Below are 21647 nucleotides of genomic sequence, written 5' to 3' on the forward strand. Positions count from 1 at the left end.
ACTCGCCACATGGCTCTCCCAGGCAGGAGAAGCCATGAGGCGAGTGTGGCCGGAGGTCCGGCAGGAAATCCCTAGTACTTGGAGGGGCTTTCGCCCGTTACCAGCTGTGTGCCAGCAGAAGGTCGTCGAGTTCGTTCTGCCGGGAAACGGACGCGAGGTCGGCGTCGACCATCATCCGCATGAGTTCCTGGAAATCGACGCTCGGCTTCCAGCCCAGCTGGGCCTGTGCCTTGGAGCTGTCGGCGCACAGCACCTCGACCTCGGCGGGCCGCACGAGGTCGGGGTCGACGACGACGTAGTCCTTCCAGTCGAGGCCCACGTGCTCGAAGGCGAAGCGGACCGCGTCGCGCACGGTGTGCATCTCCCCGGTGCCGATCACATAGTCGTCGGGGGCGTCCTGCTGGAGCATCAGATGCATGGCGCGGACGTAGTCGCCCGCGTAACCCCAGTCGCGGACCGCGTCCATGTTGCCGAGGGCCAGCTTGTCCTGGAGCCCCAGCTTGATGCGGGCGACCGCGAGGGAGATCTTGCGGGTCACGAACTCCTGGCCACGGCGGGGCGATTCATGGTTGAACAGCATCCCGGAGACCGCGTACATGCCGAAGGACTCACGGTAGTTGCGGGTGATGAAGTGACCGTACGCCTTGGCCGCGCCGTAGGGGCTGCGCGGGTGGAAGAGCGTGGTCTCCCGCTGCGGCGTCTCGGCGACCTTGCCGAACATCTCCGAGGAGGACGCCTGGTAGAAACGGATCTGGCCCTCGGTGCCCGCGGTGCGGGACATGCTCAGTCCGCTCACCATGCGGATGGCCTCCAGGACCCGCAGCACGCCCATGCCGTTCACCTCGGTGACCAGCTCGGCCTGCTGCCAGGACATCGGCACGAACGAGATCGCGCCGAGGTTGTACACCTCGTCCGGCTGTACCTTGTCGACCGCCGAGACCAGGCTGCCCTGGTCCATGAGGTCACCGTCGACGAAGGAGAGTTCGGAGGCGAGCCGGCTCACCCGGAACTTGCGTGGGTTGGCCTGGCCACGGATGAGACCCCACACCTGGTACCCCTGCGACAGCAGGTGCTCCGCCAGATAGGACCCGTCCTGGCCGGTAATTCCGGTGATCAGTGCGCGCTTGGGCATTCCATCCCCATCTCAGACCACGAAGAGACCGTCCAAACGCTGCGCTCGGTCGACGACCTGGCTTCGAGAAAGCTGTCCGGACGATAGACACCGGCACGCTCCCAAGCGACGGAAGTCAATGTCAACGTTTCTCGAACTTACTAGGGAATTCCCGGGCGGCCGACGCGACGGCGGCGAACACTAGGGAAATCCGGGTGCGGTGCGGGGTCCAATGGCCCCGTCGGTGCGCTGGCCGACTCCGTTCCAACGGGCGGCTGCGGGCCGCCGTCAACCGGGGTGTCATTCCGTGCTGTTGAGACTCATGCGCACACAACTGCGCCCCTATGCCGGGTCCGTTGTCGCTCTGGTCGTTTTGCATCTGGTGCAGATCCTCGGCACGCTGCTGCTGCCGACGCTGGGCGCCGCACTCATCGACGAGGGAGTCGTCCGCCACGACAGCGACCGCATCGGCACCATCGGCGCCACGATGGCCGTGGTGGCGCTGGTGCAGATCGCCGCGGCGCTGGGTGCCGCGGCGCTGGGCGCACGCACCTCCACCGCTCTCGGCCGGGATCTGCGGTCCGCGGTCTTCCGCCGGGTGCTGGACTTCTCCGCCCGTGAGATCGGCCGGTTCGGCACTCCGTCCCTGCTGACCCGTTCGGTGAACGACGTCCAGCAGGTGCAGAACCTCGCCCAGTCCGGCCTCGGCATCTTCGTGGCGGCTCCCCTGATGTGCCTGGGCAGTGTGCTGCTCGCGCTGCGCCAGGATGTGACGCTGGCCCTGATCCTGGTCCCGATGGTGCTGGTGGTGGCCGTCTGCTTCGGTCTGCTGCTGTCCCGGATGGCCGCGCTGTACGCCCGGCTCCAGCAGACGCTGGACCGTATCGGGCGACTGCTGCGGGAGCGCATCACCGGGGTGCGTGTGGTGCGTTCCTTCGCCCGCGACGCCCATGAGGGCGAGCGCTTCACCCGCACCAACGAGGAACTCCTCGGCCTGTCCCTGGGGGTGGGCCGGCTCATCGCGGTGATGCTGCCGTCGGTGCTGCTGCTGATGAACCTCTTCACCCTGGGGCTGCTGTGGGTGGGGGCCCGCCGGATCGACTCGGGCAGCATGCAGATCGGTGCGCTCAGCGCCTTCCTCAGCTATCTGTCGCTCATCCTGATGTCCGTGGTGATGCTCGCCTTCGTGTTCCTGAACGTGCCGCGGGCCCGGGTGTGCGCGGAGCGGATCACGGAGGTCCTCCAGGCGGAGACCGATGTCGTCCCGCCCGCCTCGCCGCGGCCCATGGCGGGTCCCGCCGGGCAGGTCGAGCTGGTGGGCGCCGAGTTCCGCTACCCAGGTGCCGAGAACGCCGTGCTGCGGGATCTGTCGCTGACGCTGCGGCCCGGTGAGCGGGTCGCGGTCCTCGGCAGCACCGGCTCCGGCAAGACCACGCTGCTGCATCTGATCCTGCGGCTGGTCGACGTCACCGCGGGCGAGGTGCGGATCGGCGGCACCGATGTGCGCGAACTGGACCCGTCGGTGCTGGCCGCCGCCGTGGGCTATGTGCCGCAGCGTCCGTATCTGTTCGCCGGGACCGTCGCGAGCAATCTGCGCTTCGGCCGGCCGGACGCCACGGACGAGGAGCTGTGGGAGGTGCTGCGGATCGCCCAGGCGGACGGCTTCGTGACCCGGCTCGGCGGCCTCGACACGGAGATCGCTCAGGGCGGCACCACCGTCTCCGGCGGTCAGCGCCAGCGGCTGGCGATCGCACGGGCGCTGCTGCGCCGCCCCGCCATCTATCTCTTCGACGACTCCTTCTCGGCGCTCGACCAGAGCACGGAGGCGGCGCTACGGAAGGCCCTGGTGCCCTACACCGAGGGCGCCACCGTGATCACCGTGGCGCAGCGCGTCGCCTCCGTGCGCGACGCCGACCGGATCGTCCTCCTGGACCAGGGCGGCATCGCCGCCACCGGCACCCATGACGCGCTGCTGCGCGACAGTCCCACCTACCGCGAGATCGCGCTCTCCCAGCGCACCCGAGAGGAAACCGCTCATGGCGCCGGACGTTCCTGAGGAGCACGAAGAGGAGCGGGAGTCGGAGCAGCCGGTCCGCCGGCTCGCCGCTCTGCTGCGCCCGCACCGCCGGTCGGTGGGCCTCGCCCTCACGGCGGGTGTCGTCGGCATCCTCCTCAACGCCTTCGGCCCGCTGCTGCTGGGCCGGGTCACCGACCTGATCGCCGACGGCGTCCTCGGGCACGGCGGACCGGCCCCGGGCGTCGACTTCGGGGCGCTCGGCAGACTGCTGATGATCCTGCTGGTGCTGTATGTGGTGGCATCGGTGTTCATGCTGGTCCAGAACTGGCTGGTGGCCTCGGTGGTCCGCCTGCTCATCCACGACCTGCGGCACCGGGCGCAGGAGAAGCTGGCGCGGCTGCCGCTGCGCTACTTCGACCGGAAGCCGGCGGGCGAGACGCTCAGCCGCGGCACGGACGACGTCGACAACCTCCAGCAGACCCTCCAGCAGACCCTGACCGATCTGATCAGCTCGGTGTTCTCGCTGGTCATCATGTTGTCCCTGATGCTGATCATCTCGCCCTCGCTGGCCGGGGTGATGCTGCTGAGCGTCCCGGTGTCGGGGCTGCTCGCCGCCTGGATCAGCAAGCGGGCCCAGCCGCAGTACGCGGCCCAGTGGTCCGCGAGCGGCAAGCTGACCGCGCATGTCGAGGAGATGTGCGCCGGGCACGCGCTGGTCAAGGCCTTCGACCGGCGGGCGGAGGCCGAGCAGCGCTTCGACGAGCGCAACGAGGCGGTGTACCGGGCCGGTTCGGGGGCGCAGTTCGCGTCCGGCGCGATCGAGCCCGTGATGATGTTCGTCGCCAACCTCGGCTATGTCGCGGTCGCCGTCGTCGGCGCCTGGAAGGTCGTCAACGGCTCACTGACGCTGGGCGATGTGCAGGCGTTCATCCTGTACGCACGGCAGTTCAGCCAGCCGATCGTGGAGATCGCCTCGGTCGCGGGCCGCCTCCAGTCCGGGGTGGCCTCCGCGCAGCGGGTGTTCACGCTGCTGGACGCGCCGGAGCAGGAGCCCGAGCCGGACCGCCCGCTCGCGGTGGAACGCGTCGAGGGCCGGGTGGAGTTCCAGGACGTGTCGTTCCGCTACTCCCCCGACACCCCGCTCATCGAGGGTCTTTCGCTGTCCGTGGAACCCGGCAGCACGGTGGCGGTCGTCGGACCGAGCGGCGCCGGCAAGACCACGGTCGCCAATCTGCTGATGCGCTTCTACGAGATCGACTCGGGCCGCATCCTGCTGGACGGCACCGACACCGCCGCGATGAACCGCGACGACCTGCGGTCCCGCTTCGGCCTCGTCCTCCAGGACACCTGGCTGTTCAAGGGCACGATCGCCGAGAACATCGCCTACGGGTCCCCGGGCGCGACCCGCGCCGACATCGTGGAGGCGGCCCGCGCGACCTACGCCGACCGGTTCATCCGCACCCTGTCGCAGGGGTACGACACGGTCCTGGACGACGAGTCGGGCGGTGTCAGCGCCGGGGAGAAGCAGCTGATCACGGTCGCGAGGGCGTTCCTCGCCCGGCCGGCCGTGCTCGTCCTGGACGAGGCGACCAGCTCCGTGGACACCCGTACCGAGCTGCTGATCCAGCGGGCCATGAATACCCTGCGGGCGGGCCGGACGAGCTTTGTGATCGCGCACCGTCTGTCCACCATCAGGGACGCCGATGTCATCGTCGTGATGGAGTCCGGCCGGATCGTCGAGCAGGGCACCCATGACCAGCTCATCGACGCCCAGGGAGCCTACGCCCGGCTGCACGCCGCCCGCGCCGACGCGCCCGCCGCCGATGTGACGGTCGGCTGACCGGCGGCGGGCGACCTGCCCGTCCGCCGGAGAGCCGCCGGAGAGCCGTCGTCCGCCGGCGGCCGCCATGAGGTCGCGACCCCGTCAACGGGACTACGCCACTGTGCCGTTCGCCCGCTCGAGAGGAAGGTCGAGGCGTGCCGCGAGGTCGTCGAAGGTGATGCCGAAGGTCTCCAGGACGGTGACGCCCTCGCGGCCCACGCGGAAGGTGGCGAACTCGGTGTAGACACGGTCGACGCAGCCCAGCCCGGTCAGCGGATAGGTGCACCGCGGGACCAGCTTGGGCGAGCCGTTCTTCGCGAAGAGGTTCATCATCACGAACACCTTCTTGGCGCCGGTGGCGAGGTCCATCGCGCCCCCGACGGCCGGGATGGCGCCGGGCGCGCCGGTGTGCCAGTTGGCCAGGTCCCCGGCGGCCGACACCTGGAACGCGCCGAGCACACAGATGTCGAGGTGGCCGCCGCGCATCATGGCGAAGGAGTCGGCGTGGTGGAAGTAGGCCGCTCCCGGGAGTTCGGTGACCGGTGTCTTCCCCGCGTTGGTCAGATCGGGGTCCTCCTCCCCCGGCCGGGCCGCGGGACCCATGTTGAGCATTCCGTTCTCGGTGTGCAGCACCACCTCCGCGTCCTCGGCGAGATGGTCCGCGACCAGCGTCGGCTGGCCGATGCCCAGATTGACGAAGGAGCCGTGCGGGATGTCCCGCGCCACCACGGCGGCCAGTTCGTCCTTGTTCAGCTGCCCCCGGTCGAGGTCCTCCACCAGGGATGTGGTCGTGGTCATGCGGCCGACACCGCCCGCACGACGCGGTCGACATAGATGCTCGGGGTCACGACGGCCTCCGGGTCGATCTCACCGGTCTCGACGATCTCATGAACCTGTGCCACGACCAGGTCGGCCGCGGTCGCCATCACCGGCCCGAAGTTGCGGGCGGTCTTGCGGTACACCAGGTTGCCCGTCCGGTCGGCCCGGTGGGCCCCGATCAGCGCCACATCGCCCTTGATCGGGTACTCCAGGACATAGGTGCGGCCGTCGATCTCGCGGGTCTCCCTGCCCTCGGTGAGGAGGGTGCCCACGCCGGTGGGCGAGTAGAAGGCGCCGATGCCCGCCCCGCTCGCCCGCATCCGCTCGGCGAGGTTGCCCTGCGGCACCACGTCCAGCTCGATCCGTCCCTCGCGGTAGAGCCCGTCGAACACCCAGGAGTCGGACTGCCGGGGGAAGGAGCAGATGATCTTGCGTACCCGGCCGGTCGCCAGCAGCGCCGCGAGGCCGGTGTCGCCGTTGCCGGCGTTGTTGGACACCACGGTCAGGTCCTTCGCGCCCTGCCGGATGACGGCGTCGATCAGTTCGACCGGCATACCGGCCATGCCGAACCCTCCGACGAGCACGGTCGAGCCGTCCTCGATCCCGGCCACGGCCTCGTCGGCGTCCGCACAGATACGGGCCCTCACGCTCGGTCCTCCGTCACGTTCTCCAGGACGACGGCCAGCGCCTGTCCCACTCCGATACAGATCGCGGCGACGCCCCACCGGCCGCCCGACTCGCGCAGCCGGGCCGTGAGGGTGCCGAGCAGCCGGCCGCCGGACGCGCCCAGGGGGTGGCCGATCGCGATCGCGCCGCCCTTGGCGTTCACGATCCCCGGGTCGATCCCCCAGGCGTCCACACAGGCCAGCGACTGCACGGCGAAGGCCTCGTTGAGCTCCACGGCGGACACATCGGACCAGGAGATGCCCGCCCGGCGCAGCGCCCGCCCGGCCGCCTCGACGGGGGCGAACCCGAACATCCGGGGTTCCAGGGCGGACACCCCGCGGCCGGCGATCCGCGCCTGGGGCGCCAGACCGATGCGCGACGAGGCCTCCCGGGAACCCAGCAGCACGGCGGACGCCCCGTCGTTGAGCGGCGAGGCATTGCCGGCGGTGATCACTCCGTCGGGTCGGAAGGCCGGTTTGAGCCCGGCCAGCTTCCGCGCCGTGGATCCCGGCCTGATCCCCTCGTCGCGGGAGAACGGCCCGCCGTCGCCGCCCACCTCGACGGGCACCACCAGGTCGTCGTAGAAGCCCGACGCCCATGCCTCGTCCGCCAGGTGGTGCGAGCGGGCCGCGAACTCGTCCTGCCGCTCCCGGGAGATGCCGAACTCCTCGGCCAGCATCTCGTTGGCCTCGCCCAGCGAGACCGTCCACTCCGCGGGCATCCGTTCGTTGACCAGCCGCCAGCCCAGGGTGGTGGAGACGGCGGTCATGTCCCCCGCGGGGAAGCCGCGCGACGGCTTGGGCAGCACCCAGGGGGCGCGGGTCATCGACTCCACACCACCGGTGAGGACGATGTCCGTATCGCCCGTCTCGATCGCGCGCGAGCCGATGATCGCCGCGTCCAGGGAGGAGCCGCAGAGCCGGTTGACGGTGGTGGCGGGCACCGAGGTCGGCAGCCCGGCCAGCAGGACGGCCATCCGGCCGACGTTCCGGTTGTCCTCACCCGCGCCGTTGGCGTTTCCCCAGACCACATCGCCGATCGCCGCCGGGTCCAGGGACGGGGTGCCGGCCAGGACCCCGGAGACGGCCAGCGCCGCGAGATCGTCGGGCCGGACGTCGGAGAGCGCCCCCCGGAACCGGCCGAAGGGCGTTCTCGCCGCTGCGTACACATAACTGTCGACCATGACCGCAGCGTAGGTACACCGGCTTGATCATGTCCAAGACTGAGTATTGCTCGATTGATAAGAGCCACTTATAAAATGGCGGGCATGGAGCTACGGCATGTCCGTTCTTTTCTGGCGCTCGTCGAGGAACGCCACTTCGGGCGCGCGGCGGCGCGTCTGCATATCGCGCAGCCCGCTCTCTCCCAGCAGATCAAGCAGCTGGAGCGCGACCTGGGCACCGTGCTGTTCACCCGGTCCACCCGGCGCGTCGAACTCACCGAGGCCGGAGCCGATCTGACGGCGTACGCACGGTCGATCCTCGCCGAGGTGGAACGGGCGGAGGCCCATATGGCCATGCTGGCCTCCGGCCACGCCGGGCGGGTGTCCATCGGCTTCGTGGGGACCGCCACCTATGACGTGCTGCCGCAGGTCGCCCGCACCGTGCGGGCCGAGCTCCCGGCGGTCTCCCTGGAGCTGCACGGCGAGCTGCTGGCGCCACAGCTGGTGGAGGGGCTGCTCGACGGGGCGTACGACCTCGCCCTGTTCCGGCCGGGCCCCGCCGGACACAGCGGGGTCCGGGTCGTCCCGCTGCGCACCGAGCGGCTGGTGGCCGTCCTGCCCTCGCACCATCCGCTCGCGGGCCGCCGCAGGGTCCCGCTGGCCGCGCTCGCCGACGAGCCGTTCGTGGTGCACCCGTCCAGGGAGCGCTCCTCCATGCACGAACGGGTACTGGCGGCCTGCGCCCGCGCCGGTTTCGAACCGGCCACGCTGGTCGAGGTCGGCGAGACCTCGACCCTGGTCGTCTTCGTCGCCGCGGGCCACGGGGTCGCGCTGGTCCCAGAGTCGGTCCAGAGCCTCCGCGTCGACGGCGTGACCTATCTGCCGGTCACCGAGACGGAGACCGTCGACCTCGGCCTCGCACGCCGCACCGGCCACAACGCGCCGGCGACGGAGCGGGTCGCGGACGTCATCGAGAGCTGTGTGCGCCACTGAGGAGCGGCGGCCCCCGGTCGTCCCCCCGGAGCGTGTCCACGGAGCTGTGCCGGGGCTGCCACCCCGGCACGCTGTGGGCACGGCGGCCGGGCGGGCCCGTCAGGTGGTCGCCAACGCGACCGCCATCGCCGCCAGACCGACGGCGATGAGGGCGACGACGATGCAGATCAGGGTGAGGGGCGCGACCGCCCACCCCCTGCGCAGCGCCTCGCGCTCCGGGGCGCCGAGCGCCGACACCCCGGACTCGGCGGGCGGGGTGGCACCGGGGGCCATGGCGGCGTCCTCCGGCAGGGCCAGGCCCTCCACCGGGCGGGCGGGTTCCTCGGCCGCCTCGTCGTTCCCTGTGCCCGGTCGGCGCGGCTCCTGCGGTGTCACCCCGGACGACGGCAGATCCCGGCGGCCGACGTCCGGACGGCGGCCCCGGTATGCATGCTTGGCGTTCATGGCCTCAGCCCCTTGTCTGCGGCGAAGACTGTCTGCGGGGAAGACCGGCCCCGCCGTGCCGTCCTCGCCCGGGCGGCCGAGCGGTCACAGTGGCGTCCGCCCTGGTCCGGCGCTCGGCAGCCTGTCGTGGGACGCATGACGAACGGTGCCTCGCACCGTCGGCGGACGCCCGGGGCCGCTCGGTCACGTAGGGACGGGTTTCACGGCTTCGACGTCCGAAAACGCGGGGCCGGGGACTTCTGCGGCGGGTCTCCAGCGTGCCTGGGTCAGGTACGGGCGAGGAGGGAGGGACCGGCGCGCGGCCGAATCCGCCCGACGACGGGGGCCGCCTCGCCCCACGGACGGCGGCGCACCCCTTACCATCGAGCGATGAGCAGGACCGACCGTGCCGACCGGGTGATCGGCGCACCTCCGGCGGCCGTGTACCGCGCCCTCCTCGAGCGTGAGTCCCTCGAGGTGTGGCTGCCGCCGGACGGGATGCGAGGGACGATCGAACGGTGGGACCCCAGGCCCGGCGGTGGCTTCCGCATGGTCCTCACTTATCTCGCCCCCTCCGGCAGCCCCGGCAAGACGTCGGACGCGACGGATGTGGTGGACGTCGCGTTCGCCGACCTGGTGCCGGCGGAACGCGTGGTGCAGCGCGCGGTGTTCGAGGCCGACGATCCGTCCTATGCGGGCACCATGACGATGACCTGGCATCTGGAGGAGGTCGTCGACGGGACCCGGGTGACCGTCACCGCCGAGGACGTGCCGCCCGGCATCGACCGAGCGGCCCATGAGGCCGGGATCGCGTCCTCGCTGGCCCACTTGGCGGCGCACGTCGAGCGCACCGGCTGACCCGGGCGGTCCGGCGGGACCGGCAACGGCACTCGCACCGGACGCTCCCCGCGGAACTCCACGAGCGGCCGGTACCGGGGCGGTCGCCCGCCGAACCGCTCGCCTCCCGGGCGGCCGACCGGCACACCTCCGACCGGGTTCGGTTCACGGTCCGGCACGACCCGGCGCCGCCTCGTTCCGCGCCGCCTCGTTCCGCGCGGTCGACAGGAGCGCGTCGGCCATGCACACGCAAGTCGGCCTGTCGTGCGCCGCGTTGCGGGCCCGTCGCGGCTTGTGCGGGCCGAGGCACCCCTCGACCCGCACAAGCCGCGGGCATGGTCCCGGTCCGAGCCCCGCCCCGGGACCCGCGTCATGTCCCGCCGCCCCTTCGTCGTCATGGCCGCCCTTGCCGGCCACGTCCGCCCTCAGGGGTGACGGTGTTCCGCGCCCGGTGACGCCCGTCCCGGCGTCGGGCCGGCCGGTGCCGTCAGTCCTTGATGAAGTCCTGGACCACCTTCGGCGGCCAGACGCCGACCTTCAACACCCCCATGGAGTACGCGCGGGAGACCAGCGCGGCCCGGTTCGGCACCCGGAGCTTCCGCAGCAGACAGGTCACGTGGTACTCGATGCCCTGCCGGCTCAGATGCAGTCGTGAGGCGAGCGGGATCGTGGAGAGGCCGGAGGCTATGCCTTCGAGTATCCGGGCGTCGATCGGGCTCAGGAGCTTCTTGCTGCGTCCGCTGACGACCTCCGAGTCGGCCGACTCGGCTTCCGCGCCGGGCATCATGACCAGGATCGAGGACTCGTCCGGGAGCCCGCCGCGCACCATGAGGGCCGTCAGGGGGACGGTGAAGGTCGCGTCGTCCCGTCCCACCGCGATGACATCGGTGGCGAAGCGGTCGCGCCGGCCCTCGATGAGGCCGGAGAACTGCCGCATCAGCGGCTGCTGGACACTGGGGTGGACCAGGTCGCTGAAGGTCCGGCCGCACAGCTCCGCGGACGAGCCGCCGAACTGCCAGAAGAATCCCTCGCTTGCCTGCTGGATGGTCAGGGCCTGGTCGAGACGGGCCAGGCTGATGCTGCTGCTCCGGCCGAGCAGCTCGGTCCCCGGCGCCTTGCCGTCCTCGAGGACAAGGTCGCGTGCTCGGCTCTTTTCCCGATCGGTGGGGGTGGACGCGACGGAGCCCTTCTCACGTCCTGAGTTGATGACCTGCGGCATGATCGCCCTTCGTGCAGTGGGGGGCTGTGGGGGTGTACTCCGCATGCGGTGGGCCCGATCGCACCGGGCGCTGCCCGGACGGCTTCGGCCACGACGGCGCCCGGGCGTTCCCGCCCTGAGCGCGTATGCCGGTGCACGGCGATGGGCGGTGCCTCGCCGCTGACAACGTTGGCGGACCGCGACCTCGTGTCGCCGTCACCGGACCGTCGGCCTCCGCAGCGGTGGGTCCTCATGGAAGGGGTGAACCGGAATCAGGTTCGCTTGTTCTTCACGGTCAGGGAACTCGCCCGTACTTCAGGTCTTCACCCTTCTCCTCTCCCTGGAAAAGAAAGCCGAGAAGGACGCGGATCACCTGGCCGTCCAATTCCCTATTTTCCCTTGGAACCACGTATGAACTCTAGAGAGTCCACGGTGACCGGGTCAACGCGGTCCGGCCCGCTCCCGCCGATTCTGTGGGGGTGCGGGGAAAGGTTCGGTCGGTCGCCCGGTCACCGCACCCATGGTTCGGTACGGTTGAGAAATTGCAGGTCAGGGGGCACATCGCTGGTTGGTTCGGGACGCCCGCCCGCTCAGCCGGGAACGTGCTCCTCGATTTCCCGCAGAACTGCGGCCAGCTCCCGTCTGCCTGTAATGCCGAGTTTACGATAGGAGTTAGTGAGGTGCTTTTCCACAGCACGGGCGCTCACTTGGAGTTCCTTTGCAATTTCCTGATTGGTGAGGCCGTCGACAACCAGTGATGCCACACGGCTCTCGGTACGGGTGAGTGCCGTGCGTACGGCCGGAGCGGAGGGCCGGCCTTCCGCCGCGACGGGCCCGGGCAGCCAGGGAACACCACAGGATTCCGCCAGCTCACCGGCCTCACGCAGTACCTCCCTGCCCTCCGGGCCGTCCCCCAGCATCCGCCCCAAGTCCCGTACGGCCATGAAGAGTTCCAGTTCATTGGCGGAGCCGCGGAGTGTCGCGACCGCTTCCCGCAGCAGTTCCACCCGCTCGTCCGCCGCGTCGGTGCGGGCGCGCAACCGCAGGGCCCGGCCGATGGCCGCCGGTGCTCCCCACTCCCTCGCCCTCGCGTACTCCTCCGCGGCCAGGGTCCGGGCCAGATGGTGGTCGCCGAGCTGATCGGAGAAGGAGATCGCCCAGGGGCGCCAGGGGAACAGCACGGGATTGCGCCATCCCGCGCACTCCAGCTGCCGGCCGCAGTCCATGGCGGTGTCCAGGGCCGCGGCGGCATCGCCCGACCGGGCCTGTTCCGCCATCCGCAGCAGGCCCAGCAGTGCGGCCGGGACCGGTGCGAGGGTGCGGTCGGCCACCGCGGCCCTGATGCGCGAACCGAGCTGCACATCACGCGCCGACAGGGCCAGTGCGCCCAGCACCCCGTAGACGAAACAGCGGCTCTCCTCACCGATGGTGCCGGCCCCTTCGAGGACCAGCGCCGCCTGCTCCCGGGCCAGGGGCAGCCGACCGCGCGCGACATGGAACAACGCCTGGCGCGCATGCCCCATGGCATCGATCGCACCGTCGTCCCCCGGCCCGCTCCCCGCCGCGGCGTTCAGCCAGGACTCGGCGTCCTGCAAGGCGTCGGCACCCACCAGGGCGAACATCACCAGCTGCATCACCGAACCGCCGCCGGGGGCGGTCGCCGGTTCCCAGTCGAGGATGGTGCGGGCCTGCCGCGCCACCTCGGCCGACGGACCGTCCGCGGTGAGCGTCGCCGCGTACAGCAGCACCGCCAGCAGCTCCCGGCCCCCGCGCAGCCGGACCGTGGGCTCCAGGGCGCGCAGCCTCTCGACGGCGTCGGCGAGCTGGGCGTAGTCGTCGATACCCGTGTACCGCAGCCTCGCCTCCAGGCGCAGCACCTCCTCGGCGCCGGGGTCGTCCCGTGTGTACGGGTCCCTGAGATCGTCGGCGGCGCGTCTGAACAGGGCCCTCCCCGACCGGGTCATGGGGCTGGTCACCCACGGCGAGAGCCGCAGCACCGCGGCGGCACGGTCACGGGCTGCGGGCAGCAGGGGAAGGGCCTGGGCGATATGGGACTCGGCGGCCGGCGGATCGAAGGACCGCTCGACGGTGGCCAGTTCGACCAGCAGATGGGCCCTCTTGCGGTCCTGTTCCGCCACCTCGAGCAGCGCACGCCGCAGATACCGTGCGGCCGGTTCCGGTGTTCCCCTGCGCCGTGCGGCGTCCGCCGCGCTGCGCAGCACCGGCACGGCCCAGGGGTAGCGGGCCGTGGGGATCGCCATCAGCTGGGCGGCGACCTGCTCGGCCGGGAGTCCGCTCTCGTACAGGACCTCGGCGGCGGCCTCGTGCCAGCACTGCCGTTCGGCGGCGCTCATCGAGCATTCGACCGCCTCCCGTACGGCCGGATGGGCGAAGCGCGCCCGGTCCTCCTCCGCCGTCAGCCCGAGCTGGTGCAGCACACGCAGCGCCGTGGTGAAGCCGACGTCGTCGAGACCGGCGAGTCGGGTGAGAAGCGCGGGCTCCTCCTGCCCGGCCAGGGTGGCGATCGCGGCCGCCGCGTCCCGGACCGGTCGCGGCTGGAGAAGCAGACAGTTCAGTAACCGGTCCCGGAGGTGCGTGGGGCGGGCCGTGCGCACCAGGCCGGCGTTCTCGGCCAGGGGACGGCAGCCCGTGAGGGCGAGTTCGGACAGCATGGACCGCAGGAACAGCGGGCGGCCCCGGGACAGGTCGTGGCAGGCGCGCACGAATGCCTCGTCGGGGGAGTCCCCCAGGTACGCCTCGACGAGTTCCCCGGTGGCGGCCGGGGACAGGGGCACGGGGCGCAGGACCCGGACCGCGGTGCTCACCACCTCGTGCACCAGGGGGTCGCGGGCGCCCGGATCGCCGTCCCGCAGGGTGCACACCACCAGCATCCGCAGCCCGTCCAGGCGCGGCGCGAGACCGGCGAGCCAGCGCAGCGAGCAGGCGTCCGCCCACTGCAGATCGTCGATGAGGATCAGCAGGGGCGCCGTGGCGCTCAACCCGGCCAGCAGCAGCCGCAGATCACGCAGAACCGCGCAGTCGGGGGCTTCGAGGTCGGGCACCACATCGTCGTCGAGCACCCGCCGGGCCGCTCCCGCGTCGGCGAGCAGTTGTTCCCGGTCCGGCCCGGACGCCGCGGTGAGCAGGCTGTCGAACAGCTGGCGCACCACACCGTAGGCGAGGTCCTGTTCCGCCGGAGCGGCGTTGGCCCGCATCACATGCACCGTGCCCTCGTCGGCGCAGCGCGGCAGTTCGTGCAGCAGCGTCGAACGGCCCATGCCGAAGGGGCCGGCCAGCACCAGATGGGAGGAGCGTCCCTCGGCGGCGGCGGACAGGGCCTGTCTCACCGCCGCGAGTTCGGCACCTCGTTCGAGCAGCATCGGGTTCAGTGTCCTTCCATCGCGCGGACCAGTTCCCGCAGTTCCCGGCGCCCGTCGAGGCGCAGCTTGCGGTAGACGCGGGCGAGCCGGAGTTCGACCGCACGGCTCGATATCTGCAGCAGTGCGGCGATGTCCCGGTTGCTGCGGCCACGGCCGGCGAGGAGCGCGGACTGCTGCTCGGCGGCCGAGAGGGCGTCCCAGCCCGGGACCGACACGGTGCCGGTGGCCGCTCGGGCCAGCGCGCGGGCCCGGACCGCCATGGGGGCGTCCGGGTGGGCGACGGTCAGGGCGCTCAGTTCGGCGAGCGACACGGCGGCCGTGCGCCGGTCGCCGCCGCTCTCCGTCATCTCCAGGGCCGCGTATTCCGCCAGGACTCGGGCGTACTCGGGGCCGGTCGGCGCGGAGCGCACCGTGCCCATGGCCGAGCGGATGCCCGTGAGCCGGTCCTCCCGCCCGGCCGTCAGCACCGCGCTCAGCTTGGCCCAGGCGACGGTGCTGCCCGCGCCCCAGCGCCGGGCGAGTGCCAGCTCCTGTTCGGTCAGGCGGCGGGCCTCGGCCGGCTCGCCCATGGTGTGGCAGGCCAGGGCCGTCAGTGAACGCCAGGGAACCAGGGCGGGGTTGAGATGATGGCGGCTCAGCAGCCGTCGGCCGCACTCCTGGAGCTGGTCGCGCGCCGCTCGGGGGTCCCCGCGGCGCAGGGCGACCACTCCGCGTGCGAACAGCAGGCGGGGCCAGTGCTCGCTGTCCTCGGCGGCGGCGGGCAGGGGTGTCGCGGCGCGTTCGCGTGCCGACTCCTCGCGGCCGCTCTCCACGTCCACGACGGTGCGGATGCCGTACAGATGGGGCAGCAGGGCGGCGGATCTGCCGAGCTCGCGCGCCCCACGTTCGGCGGCCTCCAGGTCCCGCTCCGCCTGGGCGAACCGGCCCCGGCGTACGTTGAGTTCGCCGCGCAGCGCCAGGATCTGGGGGGCGGCCAGTCGGCGCCGGCTGCCGCCGAGCGCCCCGAGCAGCCGGTTCAGTGCGAACTCGGCGTCGTCCAGCCGGTCGGTGAGGCACAGGGCCTTGCAGGCCGCGAGGACGGGCTGGACGAGCGGGCCGTCCGGCCCCCGGTCGTGCGCCAGGGCGACCTGTGCCAGGCTCCTGACCTCGTGGAGGCTCTCGCCGTACAGCGCGAGTTGCCAGGCGCGCACGGCGGCCTGGGCGGGCGTCGCCGGAGACTGCGGCAGGGGCGGCACCGTGGGCAGGGAGAGGGCGCGGTCGCCGTGGTGCTGACCGGTCGGGTCGGCGGCCCAGAAGAGCGCGAGCAGATCGTCCCGTTCGGTCCCGGAGGTGACCGTCAGCGCGTCCGCGAGCGATCGGCTCACCGTCTCGCTGCCGCCGGCGGTGAGGCCGAGGTCGGCGGCGTACAGGCGTACCGCGGCGGGGGTGCCCGGGGTCCGGATCAGCCGCTCGATCCGCAGGTCGCCGGCCTCGGGTTCGATGATCAGCTGCACGGCGGCCAGTTCGAGGCCGAGGCGGGCGTGCTCGGCGGGGTCCTGTTCCTCCTCCGAGGCGCGGGCGAGCAGCACGGCGGCGCGGGCGTGCTCCCCCTCCCGCACGGCGTGCTCCGCGTCGCGGCGCAGGGTGCGGGTCGCCCAGGCGGACCCGGTGGGGCGCGCGGCGAGCAACAGCTCGGCCACGGCACGGTCGTCGGCTCCGGCGCGATGGGCGAGTTCGGCGGCCCTGATGTGCAGTTCGGTCCGGTCGTCGGCGGTCATCTCCTCCAGGACCCGCACCCGCAGCTCCGGTTCGACGCTCAGGCGGCCGTTGGGCAGGGTGCGGATGCCGACGGTCCGGGCGAGGGCCGCTCGCAGCCGGTTCTCGTTGAAGGAGCGGACGCGGGTGAGGGTGCGCACCACCTGGAGGTCGAGGAGGTCCCCGCAGACCGCCAGGGCCCGTACCACCTCGCCCGCCTCGGGGCCGAGTCCCCGTACGGCGTACAGCAGTTGGTCGCCGAGCACCTCGGTGCCGATCGCCCGGAGGGCCGGCACCCGGTCGGCGGCCGGGCGGTGCCCGAGCGCGGCGAACCGCTGCACCAGGTCGTGGAGCACCGTGGGATGCCCCGCGCTGATCCGGCGGGCCTCGGCCGTGAACGCGTCGTCCGCGGGCCCGCAGACCCGGGCGACCTCGGCGGCCACCTCCTCCGGGGGCAGTGGTGCCAGGGTGAGGTGGTGGGCGAGCGGGCCGGGGACGGAGCCGAGGGCGCTCTGCCATCCGGGATCGGCCGCCGCGGTGTCGTTGCCGCCGCACACCACCGCGAGCGGCGTCCCGGCGCTGCGGCGCAGCAGTGCCTGGAGCCAGTGCAGCGACTCCCGGTCGAGCCAGTGCGCCTCCTCGACGGCGAGCACGGTCGGACGCTCGCGTGCCGCGCGCAGCAGCCCGGCCAGCCCGGGAAAGGGCTCACGCCGGTTCGGCCCCTGCGATGTCGCCGGGCGTTCGGCCGGGCGGGCGTCGAGCGGTTCGAGCAGCTGGGTGACCGCCGTGTACGGCAGCTCGGACTCCGCCGGCGTCACCCGGGCGCGCAGCACCCGCAGGCCCGCCGCACGGGCCCGGTCGGCGGCCAGCCGGACCAGGGCGGACTGGCCGAACCCGCTTCTGCCCGACAGTGTGACGAGCACCGGGCCCGAGGTGCCGAGCCCGTCGACGACGGCCGCCACCGTCGCCCGTTCCCGCGCGCGGACACCGGCGGGCGGCTCCGCGGTGGCCGTGGCCGGTCGTGCCTGGTACAGCGGTTGAGGAGAGGGGGTCGACCCCGTCATCCGTCACTCACCCCGTTTCCCTGCCCCCGTTGCCTTGTCTTGTGTACGTCCTCGAGGGGACGGATGCTCAGGCCCCTTCCGGCACCGGCCAGCCCGGGAGGGGCCATGAGCGGCCGTGCACGGCGCGCAGCGCGACCACGAGCTGGTCCCGTCGGCGTACGCCGAGCTTCCGGTAGACATTGGTCAGATGTGACTCCACGGTGCGCACCGTGACGAACAGCCGTTGCGCGATCTGGCGGTTGCTGGCCCCGGACACCGCCAGTCCGGCCACCTTGAGCTCCGTGGTGGTGAGCAGGCCCCCGGCCGGTGTGCCGGGGGTGTGGCCCATGCGTCCTCCGGCGGAGACCAGCAGGCGGCGGGCGGACTCCGCCAGCGCGAGCGCCCCGCAGCCGCCCGCGATGCCGGCCGCCCTGCGCAGCCGCTCCCGGGCCCCGGCCTCGTCGCCGTACTGCAGCAGGGCCTGGCCCAGCGCGTGTTCGGCGCGGGCGTACTCGGCCACCGCGGGTGACGTGGAGAGCTGGTGGGCCGCTTCGGTGAGCAGGTCGAGGCCGGCCCTGCCCGGGGTGAGGACGCCCTCCGCGAGCGCGGCGAGCCCGAGGGCCCGGGGTGTTCCCCAGCGCCGGGCGCGTTCGGCGCCCTGTTCGGCCAGTTCCCTGCCGTCCGCGGGCCGGCGGACGGCCGCGAGGATCAGGCAGGTGTCCGCCCACCAGGGGGCGAGCACCGGGTTCTGCACACCGGCGGTCTCCTGCGCCCAGCCGCACTCGCGCAGCAGCCGCAGCGCCTGCGCGGGGTGGCCGGTCGCCCAGCGGGTGCGGGCGCGGGCATGCAGATACAGCAGGGAGGCGAGGGCGGAGCGGTGCGGCTCGGTGCGGCCCATCCGGGACAGCAGCCGTTCGGCCTGGCGCGGCTCGCCGCGGTCCACGAGCACCGACGCCAGCACCGCTCGTGCCGCCACCAGCCGGACGTCGCAGCCCGTCCGGTCCACCGTGTCGATCGCCGAGCGGGCTTCCGCCGCGGCGTCGAGAACGGCACCGTCCCGGTGCAGCAGAAAGGACCGCAGGGATCCGGCGAGCACCCGCACCCAGGCCGTCGGTTCGTCGCCCCCGCGCCGCAGCATGGCGTCCAGCGCCCGGTGCGCTTCCGTGGTCTCGTCCGCGAGGCCCAGGGTGATGGCGGCGGTGAACAGCAGCCACGGCGGCTGCTGGGGGGAGGCGGCGGCCACCGCATGCCGGGCCTCTTTCAGGGCCGTCTCCCGGGAGTGGCCGGCCAGCGCGGTGCGCAGTCCCGCGAGCGCCTCCGCCTGGAGGAGATCGGTGCGCGGCTGGTACGGCAGCGCCGCCGTGACGGGGTGCTGCCGTGCCGCCACGCCGGTGCCGCGCCGGCCCATGAGCAGCAGCACGGCCGCCACCTGGTCGCGCAGCCGGTCACGCTCGGGGCCGGAGCCGAGGGCGTCCCGGGCGGCCTCCAGGGCCCCCAGGATCTCCGCCCGGCAGGTGGCCGGGAGCGGCAGGGACAGGCAGGCCATGGCGTACTGGACCGCGATACCGGCTCGGGCGAACGTGTCGGGTGTGCCGGCCAGCGCCGTGCGGAACAGCGGAACGGCGCTCAGCGGGTCCTCGGGTGCCACGGCGAGCGCCAGGCGTAGTCGCGCCTCGGCGTCGTCGGGCTCCGCCTCCAGGACGCGGCGCAGATAGCCGGCCGCCTCGGCGAAGGCACCGCGCTGCTCGGCCCGGGCGGCGGCGTCGCGCAGCACCGCGCTCATCCAGGGTTCCTGGGCACAGGGCATCCGCATCAGATGCTGGGCGACCTGTTCGACGGGCCGGCCGGCGTCGCTGAGCAACAGCGCGGCGCGGGCGTGCAGTTCGGCCGTCCGGCGGGAGCCGAGCGGTTCCAGCAGCTCCGAGCGTACGGCTTCGTGCACCAGGCCCGCGCCGTCGGGGGTGAGGGCTCCCGCGTGGCGCAGTACCGCGATCGCCTCGTCGGCCTGTGCCTGGTCCACGTCCGCCAGGACCGTGACGCACTCGGGGGGCCGGGTGCCGTCGAGCAGCGCGATCGCCGTGGCGACGCTGCGGACCTCGGGGGGCTCCCGGTCCAGCAACTGCCGCACCGACCCGGCCGCCATGGCGCCGCCGAGTTCGCTCGCCCGCTGCGCGCCGGCCTCGTCCGGAGCGGCACCCTGGCTTCGCAGCTCGCCGAGCAGTCGTTCGACGGTGCGGGGGTTACCGGCGGTGACCGCGGCGACCTGCTGGGCGAGCAGGGGGTGCGCCGGGACGCCGAATACCTGTCGGGCGAGGCCGCCGACGGCATCGGCGCCGAGCGGGCCGAGGGAGGTCACGGACACGGCGGGGTGGGCGAGGAGGTCCGCCCAGGCACGGGGGGCGCGCAGCTGGGCGCCGGAGCTCCGGGCGAGGAGCACCAGCAGGGGGCGTCCGGCCGCCCGCCTCAGCAGGAAGTCCAGCCAGCGCAGGGAGTGTTCGTCGCAGTGGTGGGCGTCGTCGAGCACCAGCACCAGCGGCCGGTCCGCGGTGAGCCGCAGCACATGCGAGCTGAGCCGGCGGAACACCGGATAGGCGGAGGTGAGGGTGAACGGCCGGCCGTCCCCCGGCCCGGGCAGGAACACGGCCGGGTCGTCCGCGCCCGCCGCTTCCGGGTGGTGGTCGGGTGCGGGGGCGTCGGCCGGTGCGAACAGCGTCCGCAGTCCCGCATAGGCCCCGGCGCCCGCCGAAGCCCCGCCGCAGCGGCCGCGCAGCACGGTCATGTCCTGGCAGGCGGGACTGCGCAGCAGGGCGTCGAGGAGAGCGCTCTTGCCGTAGCCGGACGGTGCGGTCAGGACCGCACACCGCGTCTCGCCGTGGGATGCGGCGGCCGCCTGGGCGCCGAGTGCGGTCAGCTCGTTGTCGCGGCCGTGTATCACGTGGTGCTCCGGAGGCGGTCGAGCAGATGGTCCAGGGTGGTCAGGTCGTCCTCGCTGAAGGGGGCGAAGGTGTCGCGCAGCTGGCGCAGATGTCCGGCCGCGGCACGGGTGAGGATGTCGTGACCGGCGTCGGTGATGGCGGCGTAGGCGATCCGGCGGTCCTTGGCGCAGTAGCAGCGTTCGACATAGCCGGCCGCCTGTATCCGGTCGATCAGTCTGGTGACCCCGCCGGTGGTCAGGGCGATCTGCTCGGCCAGGGTGCTCATGGTCAACTGCCCTTCCTCCGCACGGGCGAGCCGTAGCAGTACCTCGAACCAGACGTGCGGCAGCCCGACTTCCTTCAGCATGGCCGTGCCCAGACGCCGCTCCAGATGACTGTGGGCCTCCGACAGGCGGCCGAAGGTGGTGATGAGGGGATGGCTGATCGGGTCCGAGGAAGGCACGCGGGGGATTCTAACCAGAACAGTTGTCCAGTCAGCTATTGCCGAGTCAGAGGTATGCGATTCGGCATGCGACTCGAGGCTGAATGCCGTTGCACGCCGAGGCATGGTCCCGCACGAGTCGGCGTCCGTGGTCGACGGGCTGCCTTTGCATTAATTAACGAGCGCTCACATGGCCGGTGGTGTGGCGTGGCGCTGTTCGTCCGGGCTTCGGATTTTACCTCTGCCGACCGGGCGCCGGATCCGCGATCCACCGGGACCCCGGTCCGTCGACGGCCCGAACGCCGCCTCCCGTGGGCCCGTATGGGTCGAGAGAGCGGGCCGGGGGCCTTCCGCTTCCGCGCACGCGCGGTGCCGTGTCCGGCCCGGGTGCGGCGCGAGGGGCGCGCCCCGGCGCCCCCGCCCCCGGTGGCCGACGCCGCGGGGATCCCCGCCGGGGGCCCGTCGGACGGCAACTGGGCCGCCCCCGTGGGCAGGTGGGCGGTGCAGCCGTCCCACTTCCGGGCCGCACCGGACCGCGGGGCGGCCCACCGCCCCCGTCTTCCTGGACCACCGGCACCCGGGGGCCCGGCACCCACCGCCGTCACGTCCGAACGCATCACTAGGGAATTTCCGGTTCCGCTCATGAGACCACTGGGAGCCGCACGGACGCACCCCGACCGGGAGGAGCGGGAGTTCGACGAGAACCATGCAGCGGCCGGTTCACCCCGCCGCGCCGCCCGCTTCGGCGTCCCCCGTGCGTCCATATCGCCCGAGCCGGGCAAGATTCGGGCATCTTCCCTTCCGCAATTCCCTGGCAAGACACCTCTCAATCCGCCAATTCGGTTCACATTCCCTCCACCTTCAAGGCGTAAGTCCTTCCCCGACGCCGAAATCGAGACTCGTCGAGCGGCGCCCTCGTCCCGGCCGGGAAGAACCTGGCCGAAAGAGGCACCATTCACCCGCTTTTCGGAAATCGAGCCCTGTTCCGCACGAGAACCGACGCCGTCCCGGCACCCGTCCCGGACGCTTCGCGGACCGGAAGCCGATCGGCGATGCCGTCGCGGGCCGGTGGGGCACGGTACGAC

Annotated in this window: 14 protein-coding genes; 4 read left to right on the forward strand and 10 right to left on the reverse strand. The window is 72.5% G+C overall.

The window, feature by feature from the left end; translation table 11 throughout:
- Positions 1-97: 97 nt before the first annotated feature.
- A complete protein-coding gene (locus CP978_RS03090) occupies positions 98-1132 on the reverse strand; it encodes a GDP-mannose 4,6-dehydratase (RefSeq protein ID WP_043437283.1) in 1035 nt (344 codons plus the stop codon).
- A gap of 301 nt (positions 1133-1433) precedes the next feature.
- Between CP978_RS03090 and CP978_RS03095 the strand changes: the two genes are divergently transcribed.
- Together CP978_RS03095 and CP978_RS03100 are read left to right on the forward strand one after the other, a co-directional pair.
- Positions 1434-3167, forward strand: coding sequence for an ABC transporter ATP-binding protein (locus CP978_RS03095; RefSeq protein ID WP_227745305.1), 1734 nt, complete (start codon positions 1434-1436; stop codon positions 3165-3167).
- Positions 3148-4968, forward strand: coding sequence for an ABC transporter ATP-binding protein (locus CP978_RS03100; protein ID WP_043437288.1), 1821 nt, complete (start codon positions 3148-3150; stop codon positions 4966-4968). The genes CP978_RS03095 and CP978_RS03100 overlap by 20 nt, the downstream gene beginning before the upstream one ends.
- A 93-nt stretch (positions 4969-5061) precedes the next feature.
- On the opposite strand, the gene CP978_RS03105 is transcribed toward CP978_RS03100, so the two are convergent.
- Genes CP978_RS03105 through CP978_RS03115 form a run of 3 tightly spaced genes read right to left on the reverse strand, consistent with a single transcriptional unit; the run spans position 5062 to position 7618 of the window.
- Positions 5062-5748, reverse strand: coding sequence for a 3-oxoacid CoA-transferase subunit B (locus CP978_RS03105; protein ID WP_052453976.1), 687 nt, complete (start codon positions 5746-5748; stop codon positions 5062-5064).
- A complete protein-coding gene (locus tag CP978_RS03110) occupies positions 5745-6416 on the reverse strand; it encodes a 3-oxoacid CoA-transferase subunit A (protein WP_043437291.1) in 672 nt (223 codons plus the stop codon). The genes CP978_RS03105 and CP978_RS03110 overlap by 4 nt, the downstream gene beginning before the upstream one ends.
- Positions 6413-7618 (reverse strand): thiolase family protein, encoded by a 1206-nt coding sequence (locus CP978_RS03115; RefSeq protein ID WP_043437293.1) that lies wholly within the window; start codon positions 7616-7618, stop codon positions 6413-6415. The genes CP978_RS03110 and CP978_RS03115 overlap by 4 nt, the downstream gene beginning before the upstream one ends.
- 84 nt (positions 7619-7702) lie before the next feature.
- Here CP978_RS03115 and CP978_RS03120 point away from each other — a divergent pair, with 84 nt between their 5' ends.
- Positions 7703-8590: a LysR substrate-binding domain-containing protein gene (locus CP978_RS03120; protein ID WP_043448033.1), complete on the forward strand. Its 888-nt coding sequence runs from the start codon at positions 7703-7705 to the stop codon at positions 8588-8590.
- Between the two features lie 99 nt (positions 8591-8689).
- On the opposite strand, the gene CP978_RS03125 is transcribed toward CP978_RS03120, so the two are convergent.
- Positions 8690-9034, reverse strand: coding sequence for a DUF6480 family protein (locus CP978_RS03125; protein ID WP_052453977.1), 345 nt, complete (start codon positions 9032-9034; stop codon positions 8690-8692).
- A gap of 369 nt (positions 9035-9403) precedes the next feature.
- Between CP978_RS03125 and CP978_RS03130 the strand changes: the two genes are divergently transcribed.
- The gene (locus CP978_RS03130) at positions 9404-9871 is read left to right on the forward strand and encodes an SRPBCC family protein (RefSeq protein WP_043437295.1); all 468 of its coding nucleotides are present in this window, start codon (positions 9404-9406) and stop codon (positions 9869-9871) included.
- A 466-nt stretch (positions 9872-10337) separates the two neighbouring features.
- Here the strand turns inward: CP978_RS03130 and CP978_RS03135 are convergent, their stop codons facing one another.
- The 5 genes from CP978_RS03135 to CP978_RS03155 form a co-directional block, all read right to left on the reverse strand.
- Complete coding sequence (locus tag CP978_RS03135; protein WP_079161981.1) at positions 10338-11069, reverse strand: LuxR C-terminal-related transcriptional regulator; 732 nt, start codon at positions 11067-11069, stop codon at positions 10338-10340.
- 569 nt (positions 11070-11638) lie between these two features.
- On the reverse strand, positions 11639-14428 hold the full coding sequence (locus tag CP978_RS03140; RefSeq protein ID WP_043437297.1) for an ATP-binding protein: 2790 nt from the start codon (positions 14426-14428) through the stop codon (positions 11639-11641).
- A gap of 5 nt (positions 14429-14433) precedes the next feature.
- Positions 14434-17226 carry an AAA family ATPase gene (locus CP978_RS36055; RefSeq protein ID WP_052453978.1) on the reverse strand — a complete coding sequence of 931 codons (2793 nt, stop codon included), beginning with the start codon at positions 17224-17226 and terminating at the stop codon, positions 14434-14436.
- A gap of 67 nt (positions 17227-17293) precedes the next feature.
- Entirely contained in the window at positions 17294-20140 is a 2847-nt protein-coding gene (locus CP978_RS03150) for an AAA family ATPase (RefSeq protein WP_052453979.1), read from the reverse strand.
- Positions 20137-20583: a MarR family winged helix-turn-helix transcriptional regulator gene (locus CP978_RS03155; RefSeq protein ID WP_052453980.1), complete on the reverse strand. Its 447-nt coding sequence runs from the start codon at positions 20581-20583 to the stop codon at positions 20137-20139. The genes CP978_RS03150 and CP978_RS03155 overlap by 4 nt, the downstream gene beginning before the upstream one ends.
- Between the last annotated feature and the right edge of the window lie 1064 nt (positions 20584-21647).

Source organism: Streptomyces nodosus (assembly GCF_008704995.1).
Lineage (GTDB): Bacteria > Actinomycetota > Actinomycetes > Streptomycetales > Streptomycetaceae > Streptomyces > Streptomyces nodosus.

What these genes read in the sequence shown, in the direction of transcription:
- CP978_RS03090 (WP_043437283.1), bottom strand. Translation starts at nt 1,132, where the DNA reads ATGCCCAAGCGCGCACTGATCACCGGAATTACCGGCCAGGACGGGTCC.
- CP978_RS03095 (WP_227745305.1), top strand. Translation starts at nt 1,434, where the DNA reads ATGCGCACACAACTGCGCCCCTATGCCGGGTCCGTTGTCGCTCTGGTC.
- CP978_RS03100 (WP_043437288.1), top strand. Translation starts at nt 3,148, where the DNA reads ATGGCGCCGGACGTTCCTGAGGAGCACGAAGAGGAGCGGGAGTCGGAG.
- CP978_RS03105 (WP_052453976.1), bottom strand. Translation starts at nt 5,748, where the DNA reads ATGACCACGACCACATCCCTGGTGGAGGACCTCGACCGGGGGCAGCTG.
- CP978_RS03115 (WP_043437293.1), bottom strand. Translation starts at nt 7,618, where the DNA reads ATGGTCGACAGTTATGTGTACGCAGCGGCGAGAACGCCCTTCGGCCGG.
- CP978_RS03120 (WP_043448033.1), top strand. Translation starts at nt 7,703, where the DNA reads ATGGAGCTACGGCATGTCCGTTCTTTTCTGGCGCTCGTCGAGGAACGC.
- CP978_RS03125 (WP_052453977.1), bottom strand. Translation starts at nt 9,034, where the DNA reads ATGAACGCCAAGCATGCATACCGGGGCCGCCGTCCGGACGTCGGCCGC.
- CP978_RS03130 (WP_043437295.1), top strand. Translation starts at nt 9,404, where the DNA reads ATGAGCAGGACCGACCGTGCCGACCGGGTGATCGGCGCACCTCCGGCG.
- CP978_RS03135 (WP_079161981.1), bottom strand. Translation starts at nt 11,069, where the DNA reads ATGCCGCAGGTCATCAACTCAGGACGTGAGAAGGGCTCCGTCGCGTCC.
- CP978_RS03140 (WP_043437297.1), bottom strand. Translation starts at nt 14,428, where the DNA reads ATGCTGCTCGAACGAGGTGCCGAACTCGCGGCGGTGAGACAGGCCCTG.
- CP978_RS36055 (WP_052453978.1), bottom strand. Translation starts at nt 17,226, where the DNA reads ATGACGGGGTCGACCCCCTCTCCTCAACCGCTGTACCAGGCACGACCG.